Raw genomic sequence first — 16465 nt, forward strand, 5'->3', positions numbered from 1 at the left:
TCCGGTCCGCTGGCGCTTTGTCTCTCATGCCATTTCAAGGCCTGCCGGGCAAGCCGTCAAATTCAAACGGATGATTGCGCCATTCAATCGGCAAATGAGCCGCCGGGCAGTGCTGCGCCTGCTGCCCCAGGTCTTGCGGATGCCGCAGCCAGCGCGGGTTTGCGGCACTTGGCAAATGCGCCCGGCTTGTCGCAAATCACACGGTATTTGGTGTGAATTTTGATAAGCTCACGCGCACCATGAACCACCCGCCATCAGCCATGACGCCACAGGATGGCTATCATTTTTCAGACCAGATCGGCCACCTGCTGCGGCGTGTCTATCAGCGCCACACTGCACTCTTCCAGCAATACATTCCCGACTCGCAGCTCACGGCTGCGCAATTCGTGGTGCTGTGCTCCGTGCGCGACAACAGCGGCAGCTCGCTGGCCGACATCGTCAAGGCCACCGTGATCGACCAGGCCACCATCCGCGGCGTGGTGGACCGGCTCAAGCAGCGCGAACTGGTGCAGGTGGACCATGACCGCATCGACCGCCGCAAGGTCGTCATCAACCTCACCGAGGCCGGCCAGGACCTGGTGCGCGACATGGAGCCCTTCGCCAAGCAGATCACCGAAAGCACCTACGGCAAGCTCAATCCGGCCGAGCGCCTGGCGCTGGATTTTCTGCTCAAGAAGATGCTGGAAGGTGGCGAGGCCGACTGAGCCGTTGCAGCCTCCCCAAAAAAACAAAGGCCAGAAGGAAAAATCCTTCTGGCCTTTGTGCTGAGCCGACCTTTCAGTCAGCTCAGGCCGTCATCAATCCAGCGCCCGGTTGCGCGATTCCACATCCACGGCCCAGATCGACAGGGCGCCGCCCACCAGCATGGCGGACAACACGGCCAGCGCCAGGGTGAAGTGGGTGGCCATGATGGGCGCAATGATGGCCGGGGCGAACAGGCCGCCGAAGCGCGCCACGGCGCCGGCCATGCCCATGCCGCTGGCGCGCAGGTCGGTGGGGTAGACCTCGGGGGTGAACGCATACAGCGCGCCCCAGGTGCCCAGCAGCGAGAAGCTCATCAGCAGGGTGGAGCCGATGACCACGAAGGGCGACGAGCCCAGGCTGTAGAACATGCAGCCGACGGCGCTGAGCAGCAAAAAGCCGATCAGCGTGGGCTTGCGGCCCCAGCGCTCCACGCCATAGGCCGACAGCGCAAAGCCGGGCAGTTGCACCAGGGCCAGCACCACCAGGAAGACCTGGCCGCGCATGAAGGCGAAGCCCTCGCTGCTGAGCTTGACGGGCAGGTAGACGAAGACACCGTAGTAGGCGATGGAGATCAGCGCCCAGGCCAGGAACAGCGAGAGGCTGCGGCGGCGCAGGTCGCCGTTGAACAGCGCGAGGATGGATTTGCGCTCCTGCTTTTCAGGCTGCAGGGCGGGGATGTCCGCCGTGGTGCCGTTGACCTTGGCCACCCGCTGCAGCACCTTGCGCGCCTCCTCGGACTTGCCGTTGCGGTTGAGGAACATGGGCGACTCGGGGATGTAGAAGCGCAGCACCACGCCGATCAGCGCCGGCAGTCCGGTCACGAAGAAGATCACGCGCCAGGCATCGTCACCCCAGGACACGGCCACCAGCGCCAGGATGGCCAGGAAGATGGTGCCCACGGCCCAGAACGATTCCAGCAGCACCAGCCAGCGGCCGCGGCGGTCGCTGGGCAGGAACTCGGCCATCATGGTGTAGTCCACGGGCAGCGTGCCGCCCACGCCGATGCCGGTGATGAAGCGCAGCACCAGCAGCCAGGCGAACTCGGGCGCAAAGGCCGAGGCCACGCCCGCAAAGGCGTCGATCACCACGGCCATCATCAGCACCGGGCGGCGCCCGATGCGGTCGGCCAGGCGGCCGAAGACGAAGGCGCCGATCAGCATGCCGATGAAGAAGAAGGTGCCGGTCTGCAGCGCCTCGGGCACGGTCTTGCCGAAGGTCTTGGCAATGGACGGCGCGCTGAAGCCGATGGACAGCACCTGCATGGCATCGGCCAGCCAGACCAGCCCGAAGATGACGAACAGCCGATATTGGAACTTGCCGACACCCGCTGTCTGGATGCCTTTTTCCACCGAAATGTATGTAGATGACATGCAGGGACTCCTTTTCTAGCCATCGCAATTGTTGAATCTGTCTTTTCCCAGGCAAGGCCGTTCAGCTTGTGTTGCCGTCTCCTGCCGTGCCTTCCACCCTTCACACATCCGGAGCGAACCGCTCCCTAGGCGCCATCTCCATGGCCCGATGGAAAATTTCCGGATGTCGGTCTCTGCATCCGGGCGATGGGCGCATTGCGGACAGGCTGCACATCGACAGCGCCGTCCGTTGTTGCCCATCACCCGTCCCCAGCATCAGATGTCAGGACCCAGGCCCTGGAGAGATTCCAGGGCAAGGTGTCCATATCCGCGGCATCGCCCCTGCCGCCGCTCATTGCTGCCCATTGCCGCCCTCAGTGCGCATGCGCCTGTGCCTGCATGCGCAGCCGGTTAATCGTCTTCGTGTCGTCTGGCCAAGCTTTTTCCTCCGGTGCAAATCGTTCGCGCAAATATCCGAGCAGGTCCGCGATCTGCCTGTCATCCAGGCTGTCCCCGAAGCCGGGCATGTAGCCCAGCGCATCGTCGGCCGGCGCCTGTATGCCGTTCAGGATCACCTGGACCAGGTTGTCGGGGCTGGCCGCATGCAGGTTGGTGTTCAGGGCCAGCTGCGGCTTGACGCCGAACAATGTGGGACCGCTGCCCGCCTCATGGCAGACCGCGCAGGCGTTCTGGTAGATACGTTCGCCATTGGCGTGGCGGTCCAGCGCCCTGGCAGGTGGAGCCGCAGGCGCCGCCGCCTGCACGGCGGCCGGTGCCGGCATGGCCGGTGCGGCGGCCTGGGCGGCCTGAGGGGCCTGGCCCGGCAGTTCCATCAGATAGGTGGCCATGGCGCGCACATCGGCTTCGGGCAACTGGGCCAGGCCGTGGATGACGGGCGCCATGGGGCCTGCCGCCACGCCGTGGCGGGCCGAGAAGCCCGTGCGCAGGTACTGGTACAGCTCTTCGCGGCTCCAGGGCAGCTTGCCCCCGGCCAGTTGATTGAGCGCGGGCGCCGTCCAGCCTTCGGCCTCGCCGCCGCCCAGGTAGTGGATGCCGGTCTTTTCGGCACCCAGCGCATTGCGCGGCGAGTGGCAGGCCGCGCAGTGGCCCGCGCCTTCGACCAGGTAGGCGCCCCGGTTCCATTCGGCGCTGCGCGCAGGGTCGGCCTTGAAGGGCGTGGCGTCGTGGAACAGCAGGTTCCAGCCCGCCATGGCCGGGCGCAGGTTGTAGGGGAAGGCCAGCTGCGTCTCGGGCGCCTTGGCCTTCACGGCGGGCTGGGACATCAGGTAGCCGTAGAGGGCCTGCAGATCGCCATCGCTGAGCTTGGCGAAGGCCGTGTACGGGAAGGCCGGATACAGCTGGCGCCCGTCCTGGTGGATGCCGTGGCGCATGGCGCGCTCGAAGGCCGCGTAGGACCAGCGGCCGATGCCGGTTTCGTTGTCGGGCGTGATGTTGGTGGAGTAGATGGTGCCAAACGGCGTCTCCAGCCCGAAGCCGCCGGCATTGGCCGCACCGCCCGGGGCCGTGTGGCAGACCACGCAGTCGCCCGCAGCCGCCACCAGGCGGCCGCGCTCCAGGGCCTGCGGCGAGTACAGGGAAACGTCGGGCCCGTCGGTCAGCGGCAGGGCTGGCTTCAGCGGCCAGGCCATGGCGGCCATGCCGGCAAGGCCTGCGGCGCCTGCGGCCAGCCAGCCCCAGCCGCGGCCGGGCCGCGCCACACCGGGCTTGCCGGCGCCCTCGCCCGCCAGGGCCAGGCGCAGTTGCTCTGGCTGGAAGGGCACTTCGCGCAGGCGTACGCCTGTCGCATGGTGAATGGCGTTGGCAATGGCGGCGGCGGCGGGCAGCGTGGTCACGCCATCCAGCGCCAGATTGCCCTGGCGGATGACCGAGACATCGCCGGGCGCGTGCTGCGCCAGGTCGGAGCCGGGCTTGGCGATCACATCGAAAGAAGCAGCGGAAGCTGTGGACCCTGCCCAGTCGTCAAAAGCGGGCGCTGCGCCCAGCAGCCGGCGCGCATCGGCCAGCAATTGCGGGTCCTGCTGGACGATCTCGGGCCGCGTGCTGGCGGCCTGCGCCGCCTGCAGGCTGCGGCTGTCATGGCCGGCCACGACGCGGGTCACTTCGATCTCGCCCGTTTGCGGGTGCACGGCCACCTCGGCCACCCAGGCGCTCCAGGCATGGAGGTCGGCGCCCTGCGCATCCAGGGTCTGCAGCTGGGCGGTGGCAAAGCCCCGGCCAAGCAGGCGGCCATCGGCACCCTGGTGGGATGGTGCCTGCTGCGATGCCTGCGCACGCTCGGCCACCTCCTGCGCCAGATCGCGCACCGGGCCTTCGGGCAGGTGCTGCAGCCGCCATTGCAGCGGATCACGGCCCTGGTCCAGCGCCTGCTCATGCCAGTGGCTTTCGCGGGCAAAGACCTGGGCGGCATTCAGATCATCGAGGCCGGCATGCCGCAGGCTGGCGGTCTGCCGGCGTTCATGCACTTCGCCGGCATCGAGCACGGTAGCCAGGGCCGCGGCGCGCGCCAGCTCGGGCTGGCTCAGCAGGCGCGCCATGCTGGGGCGCACGGCCCAGGGCGTGTCGGACAGCAGCAGGTCTGGCTGTGGCGATGCATTGCCCGGCTGAGGCTGCACCGCCGTGTCGGCTTCAAGCCCTTGCGGAGGCTGCGCACCCACGCGCAGCACCAGCTCCCGGCTGTCTGCGCTGCCCGCAGCAGTCCAGGCCTCGCAGGCCACGCTGACAGGCCGGCCCACGGCCTGGGACAGCAGGGCCGCATCGGCCGCTGCGTCCATGAGATCCAGCACATGCGGGGTGCCGGCCGCCGTGGCCGGCAGGCTGAACAGCCGCAGCGCGGACTCGGGGCATTGCAGCAATGCGGCCAGTTCACGGCCGATCATCTGCCGCACATCCGCGTCACAGGGCGGCAACCAGACGCTGGCATGGCCGTCCAGGCACCACACGGCTGCGCGTGCGGCACCCTCGCAAGACACGGGCGCCGCCATGCGCCAGACATAGCGGCCGGCATCGGGCAGGTCGGCCTTGCCAGCCTTGTCGGCTCTGTCGGGTCTGTCGGCAGCACGGGGCGCGCTGGCGGCCCTGGCTTCCTGCCGGTCATCCCAGGCAGGGGCCAGGCTGGCAGCGGCCTGCCGGGCATGGACAGGCGCCACGGCCACCACACCCAGAAAATGCCCGCGCTGCACCGCAGCCACCACGCCGGCCATGGCCTGGGCGTCCTGCAACCGTGCATGCAGGGGCACGCTGCCCCGGTAGCGCAGACCGTCCCAGGCCGCGACGGGCGGGCGCAGCGCCAGGCCGTGCAGCAGGTCGGAAGGCAGGGCGGGAGTGTTGCCGGCCGGGCTCATGGCTGGACCTCGCCCGCGCTGGAAGATGGAAAACCGGAGGGTGCCTGCAGCGCGGCGCGTTGTGCACGCAGCTGCACGGCGCGCAGGGCGGCCTGCATGATTTCCACATGCGTGCCGCAGCGGCACAGGTTGTGGTGCAGCTCGTTGCGCAGCTCCTGCTCGGTGGGATTGGGGTTGCGGCGCAGCAGGGCCTCCACGGTCATGATCATGCCATTGAGGCAGTAGCCGCACTGGGCCGCCTGGCAGTCGATGAAGGCCTGCTGCGTGGGGCCGGGGCACTGGCGCGAGCCCAGGCCTTCCAGCGTGGTGACCTCGCGGCCCACGGCCGCCCGCACGGGGATCACGCAGGAACGCGCGGCCACGCCATCGATCAGCACCGTGCAGGCGCCGCATTCGCCCAGGCCGCAGCCGTACTTGGGCCCGTTCAGCTCCAGGTCATTGCGCAGCACATGCAGCAGCGCCGTCCCGGGCGCTGCCGGCACCTCGCATGCGCGTGCATTGACCTGCAGGCGGATGGGGCTGGGTGTACTGCTTGGATGGACTGGGGTTCCCATGGGACGAGGCTCTTGCAACTTGGCTGCGGTTCAGGATGTCGGCGTTCTGCGGCCGGACAGGAGGGGGGGATTCCCTCCCCTCGTCCGGCAAGGCAGCGAGTATCAGGCCGCTGCCTTGACCTTGGGCTCGACCAGGGGCACGTTGAACACGTCGTAGCCGAAGCACCAGGACGGATCTTCGTTGGTGCGCAGCCAGGTGTTGTCGTGCGAGATGCGCTGCACCTTGCTGGCGCGCTCGGCACGGTTGGCTTCGTACAGGGCGAAGGCCAGCTCATGGTTGTGCGCGCCGACTTCCTTGAGGCAGCGCGCCAGCATGGCGCCGTCCTCGATGGCCATGGCCGCACCCTGGGCCATGTGGGGCTTCATGGGATGGCAGGCATCGCCCAGCAGCACCAGGCGGCCACGGCTCCACAGCGGCAGCGGATCGCGCTCGAGCAGCGACCACTTGGTCACTTCCACGGTGGCGTCGATCAGTGCCTGCACGGTGGGATGCCAGCCCGAGAAGGCCTCGCGCATCTCTTCCTTGCTGCTTTCCAGCCAGCGATCGTTGAGATCCCACTTCTCGACGGGCACGCCGGTCACGTAGTACAGCTCGTCGGCCTTGCCCGTGACGAAGTAGGTCATCATGTGGCGGTCATCGCTCCACCACTTCACGCAGGCGTCGAAGGGCAGCATGCCGGCCTTGACCTCGGGCGTGGGGAACACGGCGCGGTGGGCCAGGTAGCCCGCGTACTTGGGCAGCTCCGGGCCCAGCAGTTCCTCGCGGATGCGGGAGTTCACGCCGTCGGCGCCGATGACGATGTCGGCCTCCTCGGTCGTGCCGTCGGCAAAGTGCATGACGACCACATTGCCGCGGTCCTCCACCTTGGTCAGGAACTTGCCGTAGGCCATCACGCTGTCTGGCAGGGCCTCGACCAGCAGCGCATGGAAGTCGCCACGGTGCACGGTCAGGTAGCTGGCGCCGTATTCCTTGACGGCGTAGTCGCCCAGCGGGATCTGGGCCAGCACGTCGCCCGTCTGCCAGTGGCGGCTGTACCAGTAGTCGGGATGCGAGCCCTGCTCGTTGAGCGCGTCCTCGATGCCGATGCGGCGCAGGATCTTCATCACATTGGGCCCGACGTGGATGCCGGCTCCCAGGCGCGAGAAGCTGGGCGCCTGCTCATAGACGCGGACATTGAAGCCTTCCTGGAGCAGCAGCTTGGCAGCTGCAGCCCCGCCGAGACCGGCGCCGACAACGGCGATTCGAGGGGATTGAGACACAGTTTTCTCCTTGCAGGAATGTTGAAAGCCAGACGGGGCAACCGTTGCTTCGGCGCGTCCTTGCAGGGTGTAGAGCAGGAAGCGTGCCAGGCAACAAAACACTTAATTCAGGTGTATGCGCTTGAATTTTTCAAATCGACGCATGCACCATAGGGCGGCAGAATAAATTGAAGTTCGCCATTTTTGGTGCAATTTCTGCACCAAATCAGTACAAACCCCGAGAAAATTCTCATTTGCAAGACGGCACGTCTTTTGCAAGAATAAAGCGTACACACTCAGTTGATTCTGATCAGAAACCCTCGAAACTTCGCAAAGGCAAGTCCATGACCAAAACGTTCCGCATCGGCCAGATCGTCCCCAGCTCCAACACCACCATGGAGACCGAAGTGCCGGCCATGCTGCAGGCCCACTCCACGCTGCGCCCGCAGGACCGCTTCACCTTCCACTCCAGCCGCATGCGCATGAAGAAGGTCCAGAAGGAGGAGCTGGCCGCCATGGACGCCGAAAGCGACCGCTGCGCGCTGGAGCTGAGCGACGCGCGCGTGGACGTGCTGGGCTATGCCTGCCTGGTGGCCATCATGGCCATGGGCAAGGGCTACCACCGCGTCTCGCAGCAGCGCCTGACCGAGCGCACGGCCAGCAATGGCGCCACCGCCCCGGTGATCACCAGCGCCGGCGCGCTGGTGGAAGCGCTCAAGGTCATGGGTGCCAAGAAGATCGCCCTGGTGGCGCCCTACATGATTCCGCTGACCCAGCTGGTCATGGACTACGTGGCCGCCGAAGGCTTCGAGATCGTGGACTGGCGCGCGCTGGAGATCCCCGACAACCTGGACGTGGGCCGCCACGACCCCGCCAAGCTGCCCGGCATCGTGGCCGGCATGAACTACGCCGACGCCGACGTGATCGTGCTGTCGGCCTGCGTGCAGATGCCCTCGCTGCCGGCCGTGGCCCAGGTCGAGGCCCAGACCGGCAAGCCCGTGCTGACCGCCTCCATCGCCACCACCTATGCCATCCTCAAGGAACTGGGGCTGGACCCCGTGGTGCCGGGCGCGGGCGCGCTGCTGTCGGGCGCCTATCCCTACGACACCGGCACCAGCGCAGCCAAGGCCTGAGGAACACACGCATGACCAGCCACTCCAGCTCCCCCACCCCCTGCACATTCCGCTACGGCGGCAACGTCCACGCCAACGGCATCCGCCAGCACTACCTGCGCTACGGCGGCGCAGAGGGCGAACGCGCGCAGCGCGACGCCGTCATCCTGATCCCCGGCATCACCAGCCCGGCCGTGACCTGGGGCTTCGTGGCCGAGCACCTGGGCCGCCAGTTCGACACCTATGTTCTGGACGTGCGCGGGCGCGGCCTGTCGTCCTCCGGCCCGGGCCTGGACTACAGCCTCGATGCCCAGGCCGCCGACGTGGCCGCCTTCGCCCAGGCCCTGGGCCTGCAGCGCTGGGCGCTGGTCGGCCACTCCATGGGCGGACGCATCGCCGTGCGCGCCGCGCGCAGCCAGCCGGTGGGGCTCACGCGCCTGGTCATCGTCGATCCGCCGGTCTCCGGCCCCGGCCGCCGCGCCTACCCGGCCGCCCTGCCCTGGTATGTGGACTCCATCCGCCAGGCCACGCTGGGCATGGATGCCGAGGCCATGCGCGCCTTCTGCCCCACCTGGACCGAAGAGCAGCGCCAGCTGCGCGCCCAGTGGCTGCACACCTGCCACGAGCCGGCCATCGTGCAGAGCTTCGAGGACTTCGGCCGTGACGACATCCATGCCGACCTGCCCCGCATCCAGCACCCGCTGCTGCTGGTCACGGCCGAGCGCGGCGACGTGGTGCGCAGCGAGGACGTGGCCGAGTGGCAAGGCCTGGCACCCCAGACCGAGCATGTGCGCGTGCCCAATGCCGGCCACATGATCCCCTGGGACAACGAGGCCGGCTTCTACGCTGCGCTCGGCGATTTCCTCGGCGCGCGGGTGGACTGAATGTCCAACTGCAGCCCACTCCCATCCATCGCGACACCAAGGAGCCGACCATGTCCGTCAGCGATATCGATCTGATCCACGCCTGGAAGCAGGTGCTCACGCTGTCCCGGCTCGAAGCCGGCCAGACCGTCACCGTGCTCACGGGCGCCGACACGCACCCGCAGACGCTGCGCTGCGCCATCGCCGCCTCCAGCGAAATGGGGGCGCGCGTCAACCGCCTGGACCTGCCGCCCGTCAATGCCGAAAAATCACTGAGCCGCGACTCGCTGGCCTACCTGGGCACGACGCCGCTGACCGGCAACCCCGCCGCCATCGCCGCGCTCAAGGCCAGCGACCTGGTGCTGGACCTGATGACCCTGCTGTTCTCGCCCGAGCAGCACGAGATCCTGCAGACCGGCACCAAGATCCTGCTGGCCGTGGAGCCGCCCGAGGTGCTGTGCCGCCTGGTGCCCACCGAGGGCGACCGCGCGCGCGTGCAGGCCGCATCCAAGCTGATCGAGGCGGCCGGGCAGATGCACATCACCTCGGCCGCAGGCACCGACCTGCGCTGCCGCCTGGGCAGCTTCCCGGCCATCTGCGAATACGGCTTCGTGGACCAGCCCGGCCGCTGGGACCACTGGCCCAGCGGCTTCGTGCTGACCTGGCCCGACGAGGGCGAGAGCAACGGCCGCGTGGTGCTGGACCGGGGCGACATCCTGCTGCCCATGAAGGACTACGTGACCGAGCCCATCGAACTCGTCATCGAAAAGGGCTACGTCACGCGCATCAGCGGCGGCCTGCAGGCCGACATCCTCAAGGAGTACATGGCCTCCTACGAGGACCCCGAGGCCTACGCCGTCTCCCACATCGGCTGGGGGCTGCAGCCGCGCGCCCACTGGTCCATGCTGGCCCACTACAACAAGGAAACCCACATCGGCATGGACGCCCGCGCCTTCGAGGGCAACTTCCTGTGGTCCATGGGCCCCAACAACGAGGCCGGGGGCAGCCGCACCACGGCCTGCCACATCGACATTCCCATGCGCCACTGCTCGGTGGCACTGGACGGCAAGCCCACGGTCATCGACGGCGTGGTGCAGGACGAGGAAGGACTGGCGCGCGCCGCCAAAAGGTCCAAGCAAGGAAAGGACATCGCATGACAACCGCCACCGCCACCACCAGCACGCAAAGCGTTCCCACCGAGGGCGTGCAGGGCGACATCTCTGCCTACGCACGCCAGGGCTTCGGCACGCCGCTGCCGCTCAAGGCCCCGTTCGGCCTGCTCATCATCGACTTCGTCAACGGCTTTGCCGACCCGGCCGTGTTCGGCGGCGGCAACATCCCCGAAGCCATCGCGCAGACGCAGCACCTGCTGGCCCATGCGCGCGAGCGCGGCTGGCCCGTGGCGCACAGCCGCATCGTGTTCTCGGACGACGATGCCGACCACAACATCTTCTGCCTGAAGGTGCCCGGCATGCTGACCCTGAAGGAAGACAGCCCCAACAGCGCCATCGTGCCCCAGCTGGCCCCGGCCGCTGGCGAATACGTGGTGCGCAAGAGCACGCCCTCAGCCTTCTTCGGCACCATGCTCGCACCCTGGCTGGCACAGCGCGGCGTGCAGACCCTGCTGGTGGCCGGCTGCGTGACCAGCGGCTGCGTGCGCGCCAGCGTGGTCGATGCCATGCAGTCGGGCTTTCGCCCGCTGGTGGTGGCCGACTGCTGCGGCGACCGCGCCCTGGGCCCGCACGAGGCCAACCTGTTCGACATGGCCCAGAAGTACGCGGCCGTGATGCCGCTGAGCCAGGCCATCGCCGACACCGACGCCCTCGCCGCAGGTTGATCCCACCGCGCCAACGCGCCTATGGGGCCGGCCCTGCGCAGCCGGCCCCGGAGTGCATAACATGCACAGGGCACGCCTGAAAGCGTGCCCGCGAAGAACACCGCCCCATGAACCTGCCCCAGCCCCAAGCCCTGCACGCACAGCTGCTCACGCGCGCCGACACCCTGCTCGTGGTGCGCCAGCCCGTGGCGCCGCCGCGCCCTGCGCCCGGCCAGCCCGGCACGGCCACCGACTATGTGCAGTCCACGCCCGAGGTCTTCGTGGCCGTGCTGGCCGACGAAGCCGCGCCCCAGGGCTGGCGCGCCCTGGCCTTCAACGGCCATGTGGACCTGGGCACGGGCATACGCACGGCCCTGGCGCAGATCGTGGCGGAAGAGCTCGAAGTGCCTTTGGCGCGCCTGGACATGGTGCTGGGCCACACGGCCGCCGCGCCCAACCAGGGCCCGACCATTGCCAGCGCCAGCATCCAGATCTCGGCCGTGCCGCTGCGCCGCGCCGCCGCCCAGGCGCGCGAGCAGTTGCTGGCACTGGCCGCGCAGCAATGGAATGTGGCGGCGGACCGGCTCCAGGCACGGGATGGCGCGGTGCGCTTTGCCGATGGCAGCGATGCCCGCGAACTCGGCTATGGCGATCTGCTGCGCGGCCAGCAACTGCAGCTGACGCTGGCCCCGCCCGATCAGGAAGTGAAGCTCAAGCCCGCCAGCGAATACCGGCTGGTCGGCCGTGGCGCGGCGCGCGTGGACATCCCTGCCAAGGCCACGGGCGAACTGAGCTTTGTCCATGATGTGCGCGTGCCCGGCATGCGCCATGGTCGCGTCATCCGCCCTCCGCACCCGGGCCGCGACGGCGGCGATTTCATCGGCCGCTGCCTGGTGGCCGTGGAGCGCGACTCCGTGGCCCACCTGCCCGGCAACGTGCAGGTGGTCACCGAGGGCGACTTCGTCGGCGTGGTCGCCGACCGCGAGGAACAGGCCATTGCCGCCATGCGCGCGCTGCGCGTGCAATGGCAGGCCGTGCCGCCAGCGCCTGACTTATCCGATCTGGCTGCGGCGATACGCGCCAATCCCGCCCAGCACCGCTCGCTGTTGGACCAGGGCACTGTGGACGATGCCTTCGCGGGCGTCGGCACGGGTGCGGCCACCGAACTGCGCCGCAGCTACGTCTGGCCCTACCAGATGCATGCCTCCATCGGTCCGTCCTGCGCCGTGGCCGATTTCAGCGGGGGCCGTCTCAAGCTCTGGGCCGGCACGCAGAACCCCCACATGCTGCGCACCGACCTGGACCGCCTGCTGCAACTGGGCGAGGACCGCATCGAGATCGTGCGCCTGGAGGCGGCCGGCTGCTACGGCCGCAACTGCGCCGACGATGTCTGCGCCGACGCCGCCCTGCTGTCCATGGCCGTGGGCGCGCCCGTGCGCGTGCAGCTCACGCGCGAGCAGGAACACCAGTGGGAGCCCAAGGGCACGGCCCAGCTCATGGACGTGAGCGCGGCCATTGATGCCCGGGGCGAACTGCTGGCCTACGACTTTGCCGTGCGCTACCCCTCCAACGACGCGCCGCTGCTGGCCCTGCTGCTCACGGGCCGCATCCCGGGCGAGCCGCGCACGCTGGAGATGGGCGACCGCACCGCCGTGCCGCCCTACCGCTACGCCAGCCAGCGCATCACCTGCCATGACATGGCGCCCATCGTGCGCTCATCCTGGCTGCGCGGCGTCTCGGCCCTGCCCAATTCCTTTGCCCACGATTGCATGATCGACGAGCTGGCCCATGCGGCCGGCGCCGACCCCGTGGACTACCGTGTTCGCCACCTCGATGACCCGCGCGCCATCGAGCTGATCGAGGCCACGGCTCGCCACGCCGGCTGGCAGCGGAATCACACAGGAAGCCGGGGCCGCCCCGGCGCCGACGGCCTGCTGCACGGGCGCGGCGTGGCCTATGCGCGCTACATCCACAGCCGCTTTCCCGGCTTCGGCGCGGCCTGGGCCGCCTGGGTCATCGACATCGACGTGGACCCCGCCAGCGGCCGCATCACCGTGCGGCGCCTGGTCGTGGGCCAGGACACGGGAATGATGGTCAACCCCGACGGCGTGCGCCACCAGATCCACGGCAACGTCATCCAGACCCTGAGCCGCAGCCTGATGGAGAAGGTCGCCTTCAATGCGCAAGGTGTGGCCAGCCGCGAATGGGGCAGCTACCCCATCATCGGCTTCCGCGACCTGCCCCCCATCGAAGTGGTGCTGATGCCGCGCCAGGACGAGCCCCCCATGGGCGCAGGCGAATCGGCCTCGGTCCCCGGCCCGGCCGCGCTGGCCAATGCGCTGTTCGACGCCACCGGCAGGCGCTTCTACGCCGCGCCCTTCACGCCCGACGTGGTGCGCGCCGCATTGAATGCCGCGCCGAACGCCACGCCAGAGACTGCGCTGGCAGGGCAGCGGACCCAGCCGGCCTGAACCGTCCAGGCCTTCACAGGCCCGCCAGTTTCCTGGCGTCATCCAGGTCCGGGTGGTCGAATGCCAGGGCAAACTCATCGAGTTCCTGCGCGGTCATTCCAACCTCCGCAGACAGGCCCAGCACACGCCACTGCAACACGGCCCCGACAACCTGGCGCACGATCGCCAGCGACTGGTCGCGGCTCAGTGAAAATTGCGAGGCCTGGCCCATCAACTGCGCCATGCTGGTGATGGGGCCTGTGTCTTCGCTCAACCATGTCTTGGACTCACGGTTCTTTTCCGGCATGGGATTGATGTCGAATGCCGGGGAAAGCTGCCATTGGTTGTCCCCTACATAGAGGAACCCCAGGTTTTGCAGATGGTCATCGACATTGGTGATGAGGTGATGGAACACCAGGCGCCGCCATAGCTGCCGCGCGTCATCCACGTAGTTCGCGCTCAGCCCCTTCATCTGCGCGAGCACCTCGGTGTACGCGTGTTCATGCTGCCGACTCGCCTGCAGCAGTGTGGCGCCGGATATGTAGGGAATGCGCGTATCCCCGGGCCCACGGTCGAAACGGCGGATGACCGCCACAGGCGTGCCATGCACGGCAACCACATGGGCTTGTGCAGCATCAATGCCGGCCAGGCGTGCCAGTTTCAACGCCAGGACTTCGGCACGCGTCACATTGCGATCGTCCTGAACGCTGGGGAATTTCCCCAACGCCAAATGCCCCTTTTCATCAAGGATGCTGCACTTCGGGCGCATGCCTCCCAGCGAGGTCGCCTTGCCCCGCAGGTAGGCCAGATCCTGGGCCGACTCCCTGCCGAGCTCCACGGCCCTCGAGGAGGCGAGCATTTTCTCCAGTTCCAGCATCGGAGGCGTCGCAGTCTGCCCTGCGCGTACGGACTCCAGATAGACGCCTTGCGCACTGCGCAACCTCAGGGCGCCCATCCGGCTGAAGTCATCGACGGCGCAAAGGTAGTCGAGTTCGGTCAGTGCCCCAAGAGCCGGGTCCTTCTCGCGCCGCTTGGCATGCGCACGGCCAATGACACGCCGCCCCCAGGCATCCGGCTCCGTGTCTCCCAGCGCAAGGAAGAACAAGGAGTCCTCCCGGGTCTCTGGTTTGCGCGTCTGGTAGATCGGCGTGAGCGCGAGATCGGGGGAGACGTTGAACGCATCCTTGTGACCCAGCCAGTCCTGGAAGTAGGCGAACTGGGTGAACATGCGCATGCCGTTGCGCACGAATACCAGCCTGCCCACGGCCGTGCCCGCCTTGCCCAGGCACACGTCCAGTTCCGACTTCATGTTGTGGACCATTGCAGCGGAGCGCGTCACCATGTCGCATTCGCCCTTCAGAACGCCTTGGGTGCCTTGCGGCGTTTGCTGTAGATGCGCGCAGGCAGTTGCGCATCCATCAGTGCCAGTCCGACGGAGTCGGTCGGGGTGTCCAGGAGCAGGCGCAATTTCTCCAACTCACCGAAGACCTGCAGGGCACTTGCCAGATAGGAAAGCGCAATTCCGGGGTGGCCATCTTCCAGGCGGCGCACGGTGCTGACCGAAACGCCCATGCGGGATGCCAGATCGGCCTGCGACAGCCCCCGCCGCCGCCGCGCCAGTTCAATGCTCTGGCCCAGTGCCTTTATGGCCCGATCAACGGGAAGATTGGTTGCAGTTGCCATCAAAATATTCTCATACGAGTGCTTGCGGCATGCAAGCGCTCTGATATGAATGATATTACGGCCTTCGAACGGTGCCCGCCTGTGCCGGAAGAAACCCAACCGACAGCACTCCCGGTCGCTGCTTCCAGCGAAGGGCGCTAGGGCCTGTTCCCACTCATGCGGGGTCGCGAAGCTGCCTGCCAGCCCGCCAATCAAGGCGCGCGACGCCGTGCGTGTGCTCACACGCACAAGGAGCGCAACGCTGAGTGGCGGGCTGGCAGGCAGCTTCCCTTCGGGTTGCCCGGCTGCCGGGCAACGCGATCCTCGCATTAGTGTGAACAGGCCCTAACCCGCCAGCGCCCCCGCATGCCGCAGGCACTGCGCACGCCAACCGGCGTCGTCCTGCAGTTGCAGCGCCGCCTGCAGCGCGCGCGTGGGCGCCACGCCCTGCTGGGCCATGAAGCCTATGGGGGTGACCAGTTCGGGCGAGCGCAGCGGCCGCGCCACCAGGCCCGGCATGTGGCGCACCGTGGCCACCATGGCGCCGGGCAGCACGGTGGTCATGCCATCCGTTCCTTGCGCCACGGCCATCACCAGGGTCAGCACGGAGTTGGTTTCCATGGCGGGCTGCACGGCCATGTCCACGGCGGCGAAGGCCTCGTCGATCACCGTGCGGTTGTGCATGTCGGGCGTGAGAAGGCACAGCGGCATGCCGGCCACTTCGCGCCAGGCGATGTCGGCGCCAAAGGCAAAGGGCCGGCCCTCGCCCTGCCCATCGCGGCACTCGCGGCACAGCAGGTAGTAATGCTCCTCGTACTGCGGCCAGGACTGCAGGCGCGGGCCGCGCGGCGGCATGCGCGCGCTGTAGCCCAGGGCCAGGTCCAGCGACAGGTCTTCGAGCCCGCTCTCGATCTCGGCCGAGCTCATGGACAGCACCACGGGCGTGATGCCCGGATGGTGCTCGCGCAGCAGGGCCGCAAAGCGCGTGAGCATGGGCATGGCCGTGGGCACGGCCGCCATGCGCAGCTGCCCGCGCAGCGCGCCGGCGGCGGCGCTCAGTTCCTGGCGCAGGCCTTCCTCGGCCCGCAGCATGGCCAGGGCCGTGGCCAGCACCTGATCGCCCTCGGGCGTGAAGCCCGCGAACGAGCGGCCCCGGCGCACGATGACCGTGCCGAACTCTTCCTCCAACGCGCGCAGAGCATTGGACAGCGCCGGCTGGGTGATGTGGCATGCCAGCGCCGCGCGGCCAAAATGGCGGTGCTCGTTGAGCGCCGCCAGATACCGCATCGAGGTCAGCAGGTTCATGCCGGCAGC

Annotated in this window: 13 protein-coding genes; 6 read left to right on the forward strand and 7 right to left on the reverse strand. The window is 68.1% G+C overall.

Translation table 11 applies throughout. The annotated features are described in order from the left end of the window. The first annotated feature begins 260 nt into the window (after positions 1-260). Entirely contained in the window at positions 261-704 is a 444-nt protein-coding gene (locus AC57B5_RS13250; protein ID WP_016449026.1) for a MarR family winged helix-turn-helix transcriptional regulator, read from the forward strand. 93 nt (positions 705-797) lie between these two features. Here the strand turns inward: AC57B5_RS13250 and AC57B5_RS13255 are convergent, their stop codons facing one another. The 4 genes from AC57B5_RS13255 to AC57B5_RS13270 all read right to left on the reverse strand — a co-directional run bounded on the left by AC57B5_RS13255 (position 798) and on the right by AC57B5_RS13270 (position 7269). Then, the gene (locus tag AC57B5_RS13255; protein WP_013803891.1) at positions 798-2114 is read right to left on the reverse strand and encodes an MFS transporter; all 1317 of its coding nucleotides are present in this window, start codon (positions 2112-2114) and stop codon (positions 798-800) included. A 353-nt stretch (positions 2115-2467) separates the two neighbouring features. Further along, positions 2468-5455, reverse strand: coding sequence for a c-type cytochrome (locus AC57B5_RS13260; protein WP_496399708.1), 2988 nt, complete (start codon positions 5453-5455; stop codon positions 2468-2470). Next, positions 5452-6009 (reverse strand): (2Fe-2S)-binding protein, encoded by a 558-nt coding sequence (locus tag AC57B5_RS13265; RefSeq protein WP_012203779.1) that lies wholly within the window; start codon positions 6007-6009, stop codon positions 5452-5454. Before AC57B5_RS13265 ends, AC57B5_RS13260 begins: the two co-directional genes overlap by 4 nt. A 102-nt stretch (positions 6010-6111) precedes the next feature. Beyond that, positions 6112-7269 (reverse strand): FAD-dependent monooxygenase, encoded by a 1158-nt coding sequence (locus tag AC57B5_RS13270; RefSeq protein ID WP_012203778.1) that lies wholly within the window; start codon positions 7267-7269, stop codon positions 6112-6114. 323 nt (positions 7270-7592) lie between these two features. On the opposite strand from AC57B5_RS13270, the gene AC57B5_RS13275 reads away from it, so the two are divergent. The 5 genes from AC57B5_RS13275 to AC57B5_RS13295 all read left to right on the forward strand — a co-directional run bounded on the left by AC57B5_RS13275 (position 7593) and on the right by AC57B5_RS13295 (position 13510). Continuing rightward, positions 7593-8381 (forward strand): maleate cis-trans isomerase family protein, encoded by a 789-nt coding sequence (locus AC57B5_RS13275; RefSeq protein ID WP_012203777.1) that lies wholly within the window; start codon positions 7593-7595, stop codon positions 8379-8381. Positions 8382-8392: 11 nt separating this feature from the next. Next, positions 8393-9244 (forward strand): alpha/beta fold hydrolase, encoded by an 852-nt coding sequence (locus AC57B5_RS13280; protein WP_496399709.1) that lies wholly within the window; start codon positions 8393-8395, stop codon positions 9242-9244. 50 nt (positions 9245-9294) lie between these two features. Beyond that, entirely contained in the window at positions 9295-10380 is a 1086-nt protein-coding gene (locus AC57B5_RS13285; protein ID WP_012203775.1) for a 2,5-dihydroxypyridine 5,6-dioxygenase NicX family protein, read from the forward strand. After that, positions 10377-11060: an N-carbamoylsarcosine amidohydrolase gene (locus AC57B5_RS13290; RefSeq protein WP_199960123.1), complete on the forward strand. Its 684-nt coding sequence runs from the start codon at positions 10377-10379 to the stop codon at positions 11058-11060. Before AC57B5_RS13285 ends, AC57B5_RS13290 begins: the two co-directional genes overlap by 4 nt. Before the next feature lie 107 nt (positions 11061-11167). Further along, complete coding sequence (locus tag AC57B5_RS13295; protein ID WP_496399710.1) at positions 11168-13510, forward strand: xanthine dehydrogenase family protein molybdopterin-binding subunit; 2343 nt, start codon at positions 11168-11170, stop codon at positions 13508-13510. 13 nt (positions 13511-13523) lie between these two features. Here the strand turns inward: AC57B5_RS13295 and AC57B5_RS13300 are convergent, their stop codons facing one another. The 3 genes from AC57B5_RS13300 to AC57B5_RS13310 form a co-directional block, all read right to left on the reverse strand. Beyond that, the gene (locus AC57B5_RS13300) at positions 13524-14831 is read right to left on the reverse strand and encodes a type II toxin-antitoxin system HipA family toxin (protein ID WP_496399711.1); all 1308 of its coding nucleotides are present in this window, start codon (positions 14829-14831) and stop codon (positions 13524-13526) included. Between the two features lie 14 nt (positions 14832-14845). Continuing rightward, positions 14846-15172, reverse strand: coding sequence for a helix-turn-helix domain-containing protein (locus AC57B5_RS13305; protein WP_013803898.1), 327 nt, complete (start codon positions 15170-15172; stop codon positions 14846-14848). A gap of 324 nt (positions 15173-15496) precedes the next feature. Then, positions 15497-16456 (reverse strand): LysR family transcriptional regulator, encoded by a 960-nt coding sequence (locus AC57B5_RS13310; RefSeq protein ID WP_100566113.1) that lies wholly within the window; start codon positions 16454-16456, stop codon positions 15497-15499. Positions 16457-16465 lie beyond the last annotated feature (9 nt).

It is taken from the genome of Delftia sp. BGA-UO-ETr-SB1 (genome assembly GCF_059567865.1).